Here is a 14,151-nt window from a genome sequence, read left to right as displayed (position 1 = left end):
AGGTTGGCCGCAAATCCGCTTGACCCGAGGAGACCTTACCGTACTTTTAACGTTGCCAGACCGATCATTGCCAGGATCAGCGATATGATCCAAAACCGGATAACGATTGTTGGCTCAGCCCAGCCTTTTTTCTCATAATGATGATGGATGGGTGCCATTAGGAAAACCCGCTTTCCGGTGCGCTTAAAGTACAGAACCTGAATAATCACGCTCAGCGCCTCAACAACGAACAGTCCACCAACGACAGCGAGGACCAGTTCGTGTTTCGTCGCCACAGCAATCGCGCCCAAAGCTCCGCCCAGCGCAAGCGATCCAGTGTCGCCCATGAAAACCGCTGCTGGCGGCGCATTGTACCACAAAAACCCAAGACCGGCGCCGAACAAAGCCGAAGTAAATATGAATATTTCGCCTGTTCCCGGAACGTAGTGCACATCGAGATATTCGGTAAAATCGACACGCCCAACGGCATAAGCAATCACGCCCAAAGTCGAAGCAGCTATCATCGCTGGCATAATGGCAAGGCCGTCCAAACCGTCGGTGAGATTCACTGCATTTGCTGCCCCGACAATGACGATTATCGCAAAGGGTATGTAGAAAAAACCAAGGTTGATGAGTGTGTCCTTGAACACTGGCAAAGCAAGTTGGTTCTGAAGGTCACCGGGATGATGCAATGTTGCCCACAACGCCGCAAGAACGGCAATCAAAACACCCAATGCCAGCCTCATTTTGCCCGGGACACCTTTTGTGTTCTGTTTTGAAACCTTAGCGTAATCATCCGCAAAACCGATGGCCGCATAAGCAAGGGTCACAAACAACACCATCCATACGTATGGGTTGTCCCAACGCGCCCAAATCAACGTAGAAGTGACAAGTGCCCCGACGATCAGCAACCCACCCATGGTTGGTGTTCCCGCCTTGGAAAAGTGTGCTTCTGGGCCATCGTCCCGGATCGGCTGACCTTTGCCCTGCTTCTTTCGCAGCACGTTGATCAGCGGCTTTCCAAAAATAAACCCAAAAACCAGAGCTGTCAGAAAGGCTCCGCCCGCTCGGAACGTGATATAGCGGAAGAGGTTGAAAAAATCCCCTCCATCCGAAAGCGCGGTCAACCAGTACAGCATTACAAAACCTTTCTCACACGAAATTCACGCGCGCATCATGGATCCAGCGCGCGCTCCTGCCCCATTTCCCGCAGGCCGTCAACAATGCTCGCCAACGCCATGCTAAGTGATCCTTTGGCCAGAACCGTGTCCCCATTCCGGATCAGTTCAGGCAGGCGAGCTACCATTTCCGCGCTGGTTTCGGACCAATGCCCGCGCTTGTTCTCTGGTAATTCGCGATGCAATTCGCGCATGAGCGGCCCAATGCAATGGACCTGATCAACATCCTTCATTGCCTCGACATTTGCCATGTTCGCGTGCATGGCCAGTTCTTGCGCCCCCAGCTCTTTCATGTCACCCAAAAAGGCAATGCGGCGAGCACCTTGCGAAGCTGCGAGAACGTCAAGGGCGGCCTCCATGGATGTCGGGTTAGCGTTATAGCTATCATCCAGCAATTCAATTTGGCCACCATGAGGCAGAGCAATCAACTCTCGCACTCCGCGGCCTTTGACAGGCGACCAGCGTCGAAGCCCCCCAACAGCCTGTTTCAGATTGACGCCTAAAGCGGCGCAAGCCGCAAGCGCTCCCAAGCCGTTCATGGCGAAATGCTTACCAGCAGATGCGACATCAAACGTGAATTGCTTGTCGTCAATGACAGCCTCAGCCCGCAGCGTGTCAGGCAAAGAAGTTACATGACCAAGTCGATAGTCAGACGCCTTTTGGCCAAAATCTATCACTTTGGCTGCTTGGGAAATTGCTCGGTCACGCAAAATGTCAGCGTGATCGATATCCGAATTCACAATGGCAATACCGCCATCGGTCAGACCGTCGAAAATAGATGCTTTTTCGTGCGCAATTGCAGCCACAGAGTCAAAAGCTTCCAGATGGACTGCAGCGACGGTTGTGACAAGCGCCACATGAGGCCTCGCCTGTTTCGCCAACGGCGCAATTTCGCCCGGATGGTTCATGCCTATTTCGATCACCGCGAACTTGGTGTCTTTTGGCATCCGCGCAAGCGTCAGGGGCACGCCCCAATGGTTGTTGTAACTGGCCACACTTGCATGGGTTTCACCTTGCGTTTCCAATATGTTAGCCAGCATTTCCTTAGTGGACGTCTTGCCAACGCTGCCCGTTACGCCAACTACACGCGCAGCGCATCGATCTCGCGCTGCCCTTCCCAAATCTTCCAACGCTCTTTGAACATCATCGACGATCAAAAGAGGCGCAGTTTCGTCAACACCGTCCGGAACCCGCGACACCAATGCGGCGCCCGCGCCCTTTTCAAGTGCCTGCGCTACGAAATCGTGCCCATCCCGCGCGGCCCTAAGCGCCACAAACAAGTCCCCTGGCTGCAAAGTGCGCGTATCAATTGAAACTCCGTCCGCCTTCCAGTTGGTCGTAGCTCGTCCATTGGTTGCTTTGGCAGCTTCCGCCGCGGTCCACAGCGTCATGCCACCCTCCCGTCCAAGGCAGCAACCGCAATACTTGCTTGCTCTGCGTCGTCAAATGGCAACACTTGATCTCCTACGATCTGCCCGGTTTCATGGCCTTTGCCAGCAATCAGTAAAGCGTCGCCAGGCTGCAGCGCGTCTATCCCACGCAAGATTGCTTCAGCGCGGTCACCGACTTCAGTCGCCTCGGGTGCACCTTTCATTACTGCTGCGCGTATTACCGACGGATCTTCGCTGCGCGGGTTGTCGTCGGATACAAAAACTGCGTCGGCATAGTTAGCCGCTGCTTGACCCATAAGGGGTCGTTTACTGGCGTCGCGGTCTCCGCCTGCGCCAACGATTGCTATAAGCCGACCCATTACGTGCGGCCGCAAAGCTTTTAACGCCGTTGCCACGGCATCAGGCGTATGAGCATAATCAACAAATACCGCCGCGCCGTTTTCGCGTGTGGCAGCCAGTTGCATCCGGCCGCGGACTGTTTTCAAATGTGGAAGCGTTTCAAAAACACGTTCAGGTTCGTCACCTGCGGCAATAACAAGTCCACACGCAAGCAGGATGTTTTCTGCTTGAAACCCCCCGATCAAGTTCAGACGAGCCTGATAAGGCTTACCTTTCCACGAAAACCGCAGATCCTGTCCAGTTTCATCAAATCGCTGATTAACAAGAACAAGATCGGCGTCACCTTGACCTACGGTTATTAAAGACTGCCCTCGCGCCTTTGCGATTTTCAAAACTTCCGCACCTTTAGGGTCGCTTAGATTAACTACCGCAGTTCCTTCCTCAGGCAATACCCGGTCAAACAGGCCTGCCTTGGCGTCAAAATAGGCCTCAAACGTTTCGTGATAGTCCAAATGGTCCTGGGTGAAATTAGAAAACCCTGCCGCCTTGAGTTGTACCCCGTCCAAACGTCGTTGTTCCAAACCGTGCGAAGACGCTTCCATCGCAGCATGTGTCACGCCATTTTGGGCAGCCTCTGCCAGACAGCGATGCAACGTGATTGGTTCAGGCGTAGTGTGCGCCAGAGGGGCTGCCCATGCGCCTTCGACCCCAGTGGTGCCGAGGTTGACAGCAGAGTGACCAATTTCGGCCCAGATCTGACGAACAAAGGTGGCAACCGAAGTTTTTCCATTTGTCCCGGTGACCGCAACAATGGTCTGTGGCTGCGCGCCGAACCAAAGCGCCGCAGAACCGGCCAGAGCCTGACGCGGATCTTCGACAACAATCAATGCAGCGTCTGACTCAACCAGTTCCCGGGCAGCCATTTCTGCGCCCTGCGCATCCGTCAGAATAGCGGCGGCTCCCATACGCAAAGCGAATTGGATAAATTCGCCCCCGTGCACGCGTGTGCCGGGAAGAGCTGCAAATAAATAGCCGTCAGCGACCTCTCTGCTGTCAACCGTCAGGCCAGTAATTTCAGGATTCGCGCCGCCGCGCGCAGTAAGGGCCAGCTGGTTGAGTTTTTTTGTCCCTTTGCCCATGACCCACCCTTGTTGGACAACCTAATTCGAGGTCAGCGTTATAGCAGCACCCGCTTCAGGCTCAAGCCGAGGTCGCAGACCCAACAGTGGAGCGACCCGGCCAATTAACTCAGCTGCCACTGGCACCGCAGTCCAGCCTGCAGTGCGACGTTTTTCGCCGTAAGCTAAGATCGTTGGCTCGTCGAGCGTTACGATCATTACATATTTCGGATCGTAGGCCGGAAAGATCGTGGCAAAGGTCGCAATGACTTTGTCATCGTAATACCCGCCTCGCGGCTTAGGCTTATCGGCTGTACCAGTCTTACCCGCCACTTCATAGCCCGCGACCTCGCCAAAGCTGGCAGTACCATTAGTAACAACTTTTCGAAGCATTCTTTGCGCTTGCTGCGCGGCATTTTCAGACAAAATCCGTCGACCGTATTGCGGGCCATTTTTCCTCAGAATAGTTGGGCTGACATAATGCCCGCCATTTGCAATGGTTGCGTATCCGGCTGCCAGGTGCATTGGGCTGGTTGAAAGACCGTGGCCATAAGAAATTGTTACAGTGCTCAGTTCGCCCCATTTTTTGGGCTTGAGCGGCACACCTCCTGCTGCTTCAACAATCTCGAAAGGGGTCGGTGCGAACATTCCCAGCGACTCCAGAAATTCCTGCTGCCGTTTTGCACCAATTTGCAAGGCTAAGCGACCAGTTCCGCGGTTCGAGCTGTGAACTATCACATCCGCGACGCTGATCTTGCCGTAGTTCTTGCCGTCAAATTCGCCGATCGGGAAACGGCCGATTTTCATCGGGCCGGATGTGTCGATGATGGTATTTGAATTCACCAGACCAAGCTGAACCGCCTGTGCCGCAGCAAATATCTTGAAAACAGAGCCCAGTTCGTAAACGCCTTGCACATAGCGATTGAACAAAGGACTGTCCGACGGGTCGAAACCCGATGTCGGAGGGCGCGGTCGATCATTTGGATCAAAAGACGGCAAGGACGCCGCTGAAATCACCTCACCAGTGTGCGCATTCATCAGAACCGCCGAAGCACCTTTGGCGTTCATGATTTTCATCCCGCCAAAAAGAACTTGTTCGACCGCAGCCTGAATCGTCAGGTCCAACGAGAGTTGAAGCGGCTTGTTACCGTTGGCCGGATCGCGCAGATAGTCGTCAAATTTCTTTTCGACGCCTGCAACGCCAATTAGTTCTGCCGCGCTTACGCCCTCGCGACCAAAGCCCGATCCGCCAAGAATGTGCGCTGCAAGCTTGCCATTAGGATAAAGTCGCATTTCGCGCGGACCGAACAGAATGCCGGGATCGCCAATGTCGTGCACAGCCTGTTTTTGCTCGGGGGAAATACGTTTCTTGATCCAAAGGAATTTGCGGTCACCTGTGAAGTCCTTGACCAAACGCTCTTTGTCCAAATCAGGAAAGATTGCTACCAGATGATCTGCCGCTGCGATCGGATCAATCATCAGCGGTGGTTGCGCATATACCGAATATGTGTCGAGGTTTGTTGCGAGAATGCGGCCTTCTCTGTCTACGATATTGGCGCGCTGCATCGCGATAGCAGCGCCTGGCGCGCTGGCCAATGGTTCCTGCGCTTCCGACGTGGCCAGCATGCCCATACGAAACCCTACGACCGAAAATGCGCAAAAAAAGAACAGCCCCAGTACCAAAAGACGCCCCTCGGCTCGTGCCCGAGCACGGTCTTTCATATCTTCATGACGCTGCTTAATGTTTTCCCGCTCGATCACTTTCGGGTTTTCACCCCTCGCGCGGGCATCCAGAATTCTGGCTAGTGGACGAAGCGGCTTGCGAGTCATGGTATCTGTACCTCGCCAAGGGCCTGTACATCAGTTATCGCCTGCAACTCGATTGGATCGACTATCGGCAGATCGGGGTCTTCGCCATAAGCAATACGATCTGCGCGTCCAAATTGTTCAGCGCGCAGCGGCAACAAACCCAAACGCTCGAAATTCAAGTCCGCGAGTTCGCGCAACCGGTCAGGACGGTTTAGATAGGCCCATTCAGCATTTAATACAGTCAACCGGGCTTGGGCCGCGCCGATCTGTTTTTGCAACGTCTGCGTCTCTTTGAGAACTTGCTGGGTTCGATAGTTTTCCTGATAAGCCCACAACGCCAATCCGAAAACAGCGAGAGCGGTCAACGCATACAGAATACTTTTCATTTCGACCTCACCCCCAATTGCGGCATTCCAATATCCCGTGAATCAATTTTCCCAGCTGGCGCATTTGTCCGAACAGCGACACGCAATTTAGCAGAGCGTGCACGAGGGTTTTCCGACAGCTCCCGCGCGTCAGGGCCGATCGCTTTTCGTGTTTTAATCACGAATTGCGGCAGATCTTCTTTCACCTCTGGTGCATAACGATTGGCTCGCCCGGTTTTGCCGGCACGTGCTTGAAGGAAGCGTTTAACCATCCGATCTTCAATAGAATGGAAGGTGACAACAGCCAACTGTCCACCCGGTTGCAAAGCTCGCTCGGCAGCCATAAGACCTTGAAACAACTCTTCGTATTCCGCATTCACCGCTATGCGCAGCCCCTGAAAACTGCGGGTTGCAGGGTGCGATTGTCCCGGTTTTGGTCGCGGCAGGCAGGATTCAATAATTTCGGCCAATTGCAATGTCGTGGTAATGGGCGCCTCGGCCCGTTTCCTTACAATGGCTTTGGCGATACGCCGGCTGGCACGTTCTTCACCGTAATGGAACAAAATGTCGGCGAGTTGCGTCTCGGTCGCAGTGTTGACCAAATCAGTGGCGCTTTCTCCCTCTTGGCTCATCCGCATATCCAGAGGACCGTCCTTCATAAACGAAAATCCACGATCTGCCCGATCCAACTGCATGGACGAAACGCCAAGATCCAGAACTACGCCGTCCAGATCCTTGGCAAATTGATCCATTTGGGAAAAGACACCCGGTTGCATCACCAATCGGCCCGCATAATCCTTTGCCCAGCCTTTTGCCATTTCGAACGCAAGTGGATCGCGATCGACTGCAATAACCTTTTCGGCGCCAGCCTCGAGCAATCCCCGAGTGTAACCACCCGCTCCAAATGTTCCGTCCAGCCAAACACCCGAAACCGGAGCGACACTATCCAGTAATGGACGCAGTAAAACGGGAATGTGTGGTTTCTCGGAAAGGGTCGGAGCGCCGGACATGCCGTCATCCGTCCCCGGTGCCGTCGAGGAATTCCATCGGGTCGAAGTCGTCAGGCAAGTCGTCCAGCCATTCCTCAGTGGTGGCCAGCTCTTCGGCCTCATAGGTCTCAGGCTTCCAGATCTGGAATGTGTCGCCAGCGGCAATAAAGAAAGCCTCGCCTTCCAGGTCAATTTTGTTGCGCAGCTTCACAGGCAAGACCAACCGTCCGGTTTCGTCCACGTTGGTTGGAAAAGACTGACCATGGAACATGCGCTGCAACATCTTGCGTTGCACTGATCCACGTTGCAAAGCGTCTATCTTGGCATCGACTTCGTCAATTGCCTCCATCGTGTAACATTCGAGATATTTTCGGCGATGATCGCCGTATACAATCACCAGCTCTGGGTTGTCTCCCGGTTGCCAGTTAGGGTCGGACGATTCAAGCACACGGCGAAACGAGGCCGGTATCGATACCCGCCCCTTCGTATCCACCTTGTGGTGGCTTTCACCTCTAAACCTGCGCGCCAAGACGACTGTCCCTTTCGCTTGCGCCCCACCTCGAATTTCACGTCCCCCCTGATGTAAAACGGCGGGTTGATCTGCTGCCACCGATCAACCCGCCGCATTGACCCGCTTTGCGGGATGTCCAGCTGCGCGCGCCACCTGGGGGGATGTCTGCTCGCCCGCGCGCCGGATCTCTTGTGTGATGAAAGCGAGATGCCTGTATGAAACCTACGTTGAATTCTTGGTTTGGGGTCGTTTAGCGCCCCTTACTGCCTCGTCCTCATCGGATGCATAAGGGATGACATGGGAAATCATGGAAATCAACACAAAAGTTGCAAGCTGTCGAGTGAATGGCGTGCGGTGTATACCAAAATTCAACAACAACACAACCCACTCATACCACAATTAGACTTTAAATGCACTTGATACGCAATATATGCCAACCTTGATTGCTCCCATGATTTCCCAAAAATTTTCTCTTTTTCCCAAAATTTGACCAACTACGCCTCCGAAAGCACTATAAATTCTCTCCGAATCGATAAAGGCTCGGGTCTTTGGAAGGCGACCGCCAACTTGACCCATGATTTCCCAATGATGTGGCTGAAACGGAAGTTGCTCGTTTATTTGATGGAAGGTATTGACGATACAAAGCTTGCTTCGACCTTTTTCGTGCTCAACTTGCAACCGAATGCGCCTAAATGTCAGGCAACCAAAAATTGACGCATGGCAACCCCAAGATGGACTTGACGACCATGCGGTGAAAAAACCTATGTTTTAAAGGCAAATTTACGCAACTTCGAAATTTCTGAACCAATCCATGCATTTGCTGCATAGCAGCATTGACTACGGCATCTATTGTGCATTCGCAGCAATCGCCTATCTTCAATCTCAAGCGAGCGCCGGGACACCTCGGCAGCGACTAAAATATCGGATCAAAACCATGGCAGTTGCGAATACACAGACTGAATTCAAAGGGAACCCGGATATCGGGTTTGCCCCATTGTACGAAACAGTAAAAATCCGTTTTCGGCGGTATCGCGTGTATCGGCAAACGGTCAATGAATTGTCGGCGCTGTCGAACCGCGAACTGGCCGACTTAGGCCTGAATCGTTCGATGATCCGCCGGGTGGCAATGCAGGCCGCCGAAGAAAACACAGCGCGATAGGCGCACAAGAATACCGAGATCAGGTCCTTCTCCTCCCTTTGGACCTGTATTTCAGCGGCAACGTCTTCCTCCTCCCTGACGTTGCCGCAATTTATACCGGTTTCGTACGCCGGAAGTGAATGCATCGGGACTTCCTCCTCCCTGTCTCGATGTTGAAAGCGCGCGGCGACGTTCTTCTCCTCCCTTACGTCGCCGCGTCTTACTCATTCCGGGGTAAAACCCGGGTTTGGATGCATCGGGCGCTTCTCCTCCCTGCCTTGATGTAGAAAAGAACGGCGGTTCCCCTTCTCCTCCCTGGGAACCGCCGTTTTTCTTTTTTTGCAAATGAACGTAAAACTCAGGTGGAATCGGAGCGTCAGGAGTTTCCAATGACCGCCTATTTTATTGCGCAGATTTCAATCCACGATCCAGATGGGTACCAAAAATATCTTGAGGGCTTTATGCCTATCTTTGACCGGCATGGAGGTCGTTTGCTTACGGTGTCCTCCAGGCCCGTCGAAGTGATTGAGGGCACATGGGTTGAAAATGGAATTGTATTAATGGAATTCCCGACGCTTGACGCCGCAAATGCGTGGAGAAACGATCCGGACTATCTCGAACTAGCGAAAATCCGACACCAGACAGCGACTACAAACATGGTTCTGGTCGAAGGTCTTTAGCGTCTCAGAACGGAACATCGTCCTTGGATGACAGGAAACGGGACACCACTTTCTTAATACCAGCCTTGTCGAAATCGACTTCGACCTTATCGCCTTCTATGCCGATCACCGCGCCATAGCCGAATTTCTGATGAAATACCCGCTCGCTCAGAGTGAAGCTGGCCACCGCCGTGGCGTCTATCACTGTGTTGCGACTCTCACGGGGTTGAGATGTCCCATACTGTCCTTGCCGCGCCTGCATACGCTTCCAACCGGGTGAGTTATATACATTCGCCTCTGCCGCGCGGGTTTCGATACTCGCGGTCGCCTGCCCACCACCATAAAGGCCCGGAGGCGTAAGCACCTCCACGTGATCCGCAGGCAATTCGTCAATGAAACGAGACGGCATAGAATTTTGCCATTGACCAAACACCCGTCGGTTGGCGGCAAAGGAAATCGTGCAGACTTCTTCTGCACGGGTGATTCCGACATAGGCCAGGCGACGCTCTTCTTCGAGACCTTTGACGCCCGTTTCATCCATCGACCGTTGCGATGGGAACAAACCATCCTCCCACCCTGGCAAGAATACGGCAGGAAATTCCAACCCTTTGGCCGCGTGCAACGTCATTATAGACACCTTGGCCCCGTCAGATTCCTGTTCATTGTCCATAACAAGGCTGACATGTTCCAGAAACCCTTGCAGATTTTCGAAGTTGTCCAGTTGGTTGACAAGTTCTTTCAGGTTTTCCAACCGCCCGGGCGCTTCTGGTGTCTTGTCGTTCTGCCAGTGACCGGTATAGCCAGATTCATCCAGAATGATTTGTGCAAGTTCGATATGAGAATGCTCCGGTTCACCATATCGAACAGGGGACACACCATCATCGATTACCGACTCGTCGTCGATCTCAATCCTTGGGCCCCGAGTCAGGGCATTCCATCGCGCCAGACCGTCGACCAATTGCCGCAAAGCTACTGCGCCTTTACCCTTAATCAGGCCATTCTCAACCGCTATCCGTGCGCCTTCGACCAGTGACACGCCGTTTTCGCGTGCTGACCGCTGTATAGTTTGCTGCGCTTTGTCGCCCAAACCGCGTTTTGGTGTATTCACGATACGTTCAAAGGCCAGATCATCTTCGGGACTGACGACCAGCCGGAAATACGCCATGGCATCGCGAATTTCCATTCTTTCGTAGAACCGGGGGCCCCCGATCACCTTGTAGGGTAGACCAATTGTAAGAAATCGGTCTTCGAACGCACGCATTTGGTGGCTGGCGCGGACGAGTATGGCGATTTCATCAAGCCCCATAGGGCGAACGCCGCGGGTACCGCCTTGCATCGCATCGATCTCTTCACCGATCCAACGCGCCTCTTCTTCTCCATCCCAATGGCCGATAAGCCGAACTTTCTCGCCCTCTTCTGCATCCGTCCACAGTTCTTTGCCGAGCCTGTTTTCATTGCCGCGAATTATATTGGACGCGGCCGCCAAAATATGTGGAGTCGAACGGTAATTCTGTTCCAAACGCACCACGTAAGCGCCCGGAAAGTCCTTCTCGAACCGAAGGATGTTTCCCACCTCTGCGCCGCGCCATCCGTAAATTGACTGGTCATCGTCACCCACGCAACAAATATTCTTGTGCCCTCCGGCCAGCAGGCGCAGCCATAGGTACTGGGCGACATTGGTGTCCTGGTACTCATCGACGAGAATGAAGCGAAACCAGCGCTGATATTGCTCCAGTACATCCGTATGAGCTTGAAAGATCGTTACCATATGAAGCAGCAGGTCGCCAAAATCCACCGCGTTCAGCTCTCTCAAGCGGGTCTGGTATTGCGCGTAAAGTTCAATACCTTTGCCATTAAATGCGCCAGCATCCACAGCGGGCACTTTGTCAGGGGTCAGCGCCCGGTTTTTCCAATCGTCGATGATGCCTGATAGCATCCTGGCAGGCCAGCGCTTGTCATCAATATTAGCTGCCTGAACCAACTGCTTTAGCAGGCGCAGTTGATCATCCGTATCCAAAATCGAGAAATTTGACTTTAGATCCACTAGTTCTGCGTGGCGGCGGAGGAGTTTCACGCAGATGGAATGGAACGTACCAAGCCAAGGCATTCCCTCGGCTGGCCGGCCAAGCATTCGCCCAACCCTATCCTTCATCTCTCGTGCCGCCTTGTTAGTGAAAGTCACTGCCAAGATTTCATTCTCTCGCACCCTGTGCGTTCTTAGCAGATGGGCAATGCGTGCCGTAAGCGCCTTGGTCTTACCAGTTCCTGCACCGGCCAGCATCAGCACAGGACCTTCCAGCCGCTCAACCGCTTCGCGCTGCGCCGGATTGAGGTCGTTAAGATAATCCGCTGACATCGCGGGCATCGCCCTCGCCGAAAGCGACGCGCCCTCAAAGGCGTCTGTTTCGTCAAAACTGCTCATAAGTCCAAACTACGCTTTAAGAGAGACCAGGGGAAGAGTTTGTTCACGGCTTGTTCGCAAGTTTATGCACTCTTTTTCTATGTTCAATTCTAAACAAAGACTTCGTAGCCAATTTGATTCGTTAACTTTCTGTAAAAGTTTGACCCGGATGCTTGCTCAACTGTTGTGGGAGCACGTGATCATGAAAATATCTGAGCCGGGGAACATGAGTCATCGGCTGAAATGGATCGGTATTTCGGCATTGCTGATAGCTTTGACCATTTCTGCTGGCTGGGGAGTATACAAACTCCCCGCGCCGGTGGTCGACCGTATGTTGCAAACGGACATTCTAAAACAAGCTGAATTGTGGAAACGCAGAGTTTCCTTGCATCTCGACGATCCAGAAAGAGCTTTGCGGACAGGTTATGTCGGCCCACGAGATGCAGAGTTCTTGTCTTCGATGCCGGAGGCTTCGGATGTCTATCGGTTCAAACTTTTAAACACGTCGGGACGCGTTGTTTGGTCCACACGACCGGATGAAATCGGCAACTATGAAGAACGCGCATTCTTTCGCAATGACGTGGCCAGAGGAATGAGTTACTATTTTCAGGAAGCCATTCCCCTTTCAGAAATCGATGGCCTGGACCTGCACTCAGACAACATTCAAAACGCCGTCCATCACCAAGTTGCTGAAATCTTTATGCCGGTCACAAAAAATGGACGTTTTTTGGGTGCAATTCAGTTTTTCACCGACATATCGGACCTTCGTACAACTTTCATTTCTCGACTGAGAATTTCACTAACAATTTTGAGTGGAATTGCCTTGATGGCGCTAGTTTGCGTGACGCTCGTTTCGTACCGGACCAACCGACTTCAAGTGCAGTCCTTGCGCAAACAATCCGCGAAGGAACGCGAACTGATGGATGAGCAATTGCGGCTGGCCCGCGAGGTCAGGCTGCTTGGCGAATTGAACGAATGGCTGCAATCCAGCCGTTCGCTCGAAGAACTATTCGACATGGTTTCGCGCTTCATGACCCACATCCTTCCTGACGCTGAAGGCAGCGTTTACGTCTACTCGAACTCTCGCGATGTTTTGGATGGATGCGCCAGTTGGAACGACGGCACCCACAAGGCGCACATTCACCCCGAAGGTTGTTGGGGTTTGCGCCGCGGTCGCACCTATGAGTTCGGGTCCTCGGAAATTGACTTTGTATGTGAACATGCCGAACCGCACGACGGGCGGCCCTATTTCTGTTTTCCCATCCTCGCGCACGGGGAAACCGTGGGGCTTTTGCATCTGCGCGCGCACGAAGGCGCTGGCGAGGAGTTTCATGCCAGCAAAAAACTGGCCCAGCTGTGCGCGGAACAAATCAGTATGGCCATCGCCAATGTACGGATGCGTGACCAATTGCATGACCAGTCAGTTCGCGACCCCCTGACCGGATTGTTTAACCGTCGTCATATGACTGAAACTTTGCGCAAATCAATCAGTCGAAGCCAGCAGACTGGATCAGCCCTAAGTTTGATTGCCGTAGACGTGGATCATTTCAAAAAGTTCAATGACACGCATGGTCATGATGCGGGTGACATGGTGTTGCGTGCGGTGGGTGCAGCGCTGGAACAGGGCTGTGACCGCGACGAAGTTGCCTGCCGCATCGGGGGCGAAGAATTCATGTTGATCCTGCCGGACAATACGCCTGACGAAGCGGTAATGCGCGCTGAACAGCTGCGACAGGCAGTCGAGGCCGTTACTGTACGCTATGGTGAGAAATCGTTGCCTCGTATCACTATCTCGGTTGGCGTCGCGCACTATCCGGCGCACGGCACCATGCCTCAGGATCTGATGAGGGCCGCTGATGACGCCTTGTACAGCGCCAAGGACAAGGACCGCAATCAGGTTCAGGTCGCCAGTCACACACCGCTGCCTGCTTTGAGACTAAGTGGCAAAGACGCTGTTGCCACGCACTCTGCCAAAGTTGTTAAGCCTGTTTCAGTGGCTTGAGTTAAGCAACTTCGGTCAAAAATGACTGCATTCGGCCCGACAAACGCCTGGGTGAAAGTCCACCAAATGAGTCGGGTCGAATGATCCCGAAGTCCATAAGCTGCTAACCTGTCTGCCTTGGCGATTGATGCTGCGGTGCAGCGCGTGTATTGTGCTAGCGCAAACATAGGCGTTTGCGAGCGTTAACATGCCGGTTCTACCCAGAACGACTGATATACGAGCGCATATTGTCCGCCTATGAACACGGCCAGACCAATACAGACCGGAACCTG

At 53.3% G+C, this 14,151-nt stretch carries 12 protein-coding genes; 3 read left to right on the top strand and 9 right to left on the bottom strand.

The features are described 5' to 3' along the window. Window positions 1–35: 35 nt before the first annotated feature. The 8 genes from mraY to GOV45_RS13865 form a co-directional block, all read right to left on the bottom strand. Window positions 36–1,118, bottom strand: coding sequence for a phospho-N-acetylmuramoyl-pentapeptide-transferase (gene mraY, locus GOV45_RS13900; protein ID WP_170478835.1), 1,083 nt, complete (start codon window positions 1,116–1,118; stop codon window positions 36–38). A 35-nt stretch (window positions 1,119–1,153) separates the two neighbouring features. Continuing rightward, window positions 1,154–2,548: a UDP-N-acetylmuramoyl-tripeptide--D-alanyl-D-alanine ligase gene (locus GOV45_RS13895; protein ID WP_170478833.1), complete on the bottom strand. Its 1,395-nt coding sequence runs from the start codon at window positions 2,546–2,548 to the stop codon at window positions 1,154–1,156. Next, window positions 2,545–4,026: a UDP-N-acetylmuramoyl-L-alanyl-D-glutamate--2,6-diaminopimelate ligase gene (locus GOV45_RS13890; RefSeq protein ID WP_170478831.1), complete on the bottom strand. Its 1,482-nt coding sequence runs from the start codon at window positions 4,024–4,026 to the stop codon at window positions 2,545–2,547. Before GOV45_RS13890 ends, GOV45_RS13895 begins: the two co-directional genes overlap by 4 nt. Before the next feature lie 21 nt (window positions 4,027–4,047). Continuing rightward, window positions 4,048–5,835 (bottom strand): peptidoglycan D,D-transpeptidase FtsI family protein, encoded by a 1,788-nt coding sequence (locus GOV45_RS13885; RefSeq protein WP_170478829.1) that lies wholly within the window; start codon window positions 5,833–5,835, stop codon window positions 4,048–4,050. Then, entirely contained in the window at window positions 5,832–6,200 is a 369-nt protein-coding gene (ftsL, locus tag GOV45_RS13880; RefSeq protein WP_170478827.1) for a cell division protein FtsL, read from the bottom strand. Before ftsL ends, GOV45_RS13885 begins: the two co-directional genes overlap by 4 nt. Next, a complete protein-coding gene (gene rsmH, locus GOV45_RS13875) occupies window positions 6,197–7,189 on the bottom strand; it encodes a 16S rRNA (cytosine(1402)-N(4))-methyltransferase RsmH (RefSeq protein WP_170479045.1) in 993 nt (330 codons plus the stop codon). Before rsmH ends, ftsL begins: the two co-directional genes overlap by 4 nt. Window positions 7,190–7,193: 4 nt before the next feature. Continuing rightward, entirely contained in the window at window positions 7,194–7,697 is a 504-nt protein-coding gene (gene mraZ / locus GOV45_RS13870) for a division/cell wall cluster transcriptional repressor MraZ (protein WP_170478825.1), read from the bottom strand. A 381-nt stretch (window positions 7,698–8,078) separates the two neighbouring features. Beyond that, window positions 8,079–8,357, bottom strand: a complete 279-nt coding sequence (locus tag GOV45_RS13865; protein WP_170478823.1) for a hypothetical protein — start codon at window positions 8,355–8,357, stop codon at window positions 8,079–8,081. Window positions 8,358–8,613: 256 nt separating this feature from the next. On the opposite strand from GOV45_RS13865, the gene GOV45_RS13860 reads away from it, so the two are divergent. Beyond that, window positions 8,614–8,838 carry a DUF1127 domain-containing protein gene (locus GOV45_RS13860; protein ID WP_170478821.1) on the top strand — a complete coding sequence of 75 codons (225 nt, stop codon included), beginning with the start codon at window positions 8,614–8,616 and terminating at the stop codon, window positions 8,836–8,838. Window positions 8,839–9,206: 368 nt separating this feature from the next. Continuing rightward, window positions 9,207–9,497, top strand: coding sequence for a DUF1330 domain-containing protein (locus GOV45_RS13855; RefSeq protein ID WP_170478820.1), 291 nt, complete (start codon window positions 9,207–9,209; stop codon window positions 9,495–9,497). Window positions 9,498–9,501: 4 nt separating this feature from the next. Here the strand turns inward: GOV45_RS13855 and GOV45_RS13850 are convergent, their stop codons facing one another. Further along, complete coding sequence (locus tag GOV45_RS13850; RefSeq protein ID WP_170478818.1) at window positions 9,502–11,898, bottom strand: ATP-dependent helicase; 2,397 nt, start codon at window positions 11,896–11,898, stop codon at window positions 9,502–9,504. Between the two features lie 181 nt (window positions 11,899–12,079). Here GOV45_RS13850 and GOV45_RS13845 point away from each other — a divergent pair, with 181 nt between their 5' ends. Next, a complete protein-coding gene (locus tag GOV45_RS13845; protein WP_170478816.1) occupies window positions 12,080–13,879 on the top strand; it encodes a sensor domain-containing diguanylate cyclase in 1,800 nt (599 codons plus the stop codon). Window positions 13,880–14,151: the final 272 nt, after the last annotated feature.

The organism is Ruegeria arenilitoris (genome assembly GCF_013035425.1).
Taxonomy (GTDB): Bacteria; Pseudomonadota; Alphaproteobacteria; order Rhodobacterales; family Rhodobacteraceae; genus Ruegeria; species Ruegeria arenilitoris_A.
Note: the sequence above shows the minus strand (reverse complement) of the source record. Positions and strands in the feature narration are given on the sequence as shown.

What these genes read in the sequence shown, in the direction of transcription:
- mraY (WP_170478835.1), bottom strand. Translation starts at nt 1,118, where the DNA reads ATGCTGTACTGGTTGACCGCGCTTTCGGATGGAGGGGATTTTTTCAAC.
- GOV45_RS13895 (WP_170478833.1), bottom strand. Translation starts at nt 2,548, where the DNA reads ATGACGCTGTGGACCGCGGCGGAAGCTGCCAAAGCAACCAATGGACGA.
- GOV45_RS13890 (WP_170478831.1), bottom strand. Translation starts at nt 4,026, where the DNA reads ATGGGCAAAGGGACAAAAAAACTCAACCAGCTGGCCCTTACTGCGCGC.
- GOV45_RS13885 (WP_170478829.1), bottom strand. Translation starts at nt 5,835, where the DNA reads ATGACTCGCAAGCCGCTTCGTCCACTAGCCAGAATTCTGGATGCCCGC.
- ftsL (WP_170478827.1), bottom strand. Translation starts at nt 6,200, where the DNA reads ATGAAAAGTATTCTGTATGCGTTGACCGCTCTCGCTGTTTTCGGATTG.
- rsmH (WP_170479045.1), bottom strand. Translation starts at nt 7,189, where the DNA reads ATGTCCGGCGCTCCGACCCTTTCCGAGAAACCACACATTCCCGTTTTA.
- GOV45_RS13860 (WP_170478821.1), top strand. Translation starts at nt 8,614, where the DNA reads ATGGCAGTTGCGAATACACAGACTGAATTCAAAGGGAACCCGGATATC.
- GOV45_RS13855 (WP_170478820.1), top strand. Translation starts at nt 9,207, where the DNA reads ATGACCGCCTATTTTATTGCGCAGATTTCAATCCACGATCCAGATGGG.
- GOV45_RS13850 (WP_170478818.1), bottom strand. Translation starts at nt 11,898, where the DNA reads ATGAGCAGTTTTGACGAAACAGACGCCTTTGAGGGCGCGTCGCTTTCG.
- GOV45_RS13845 (WP_170478816.1), top strand. Translation starts at nt 12,080, where the DNA reads ATGAAAATATCTGAGCCGGGGAACATGAGTCATCGGCTGAAATGGATC.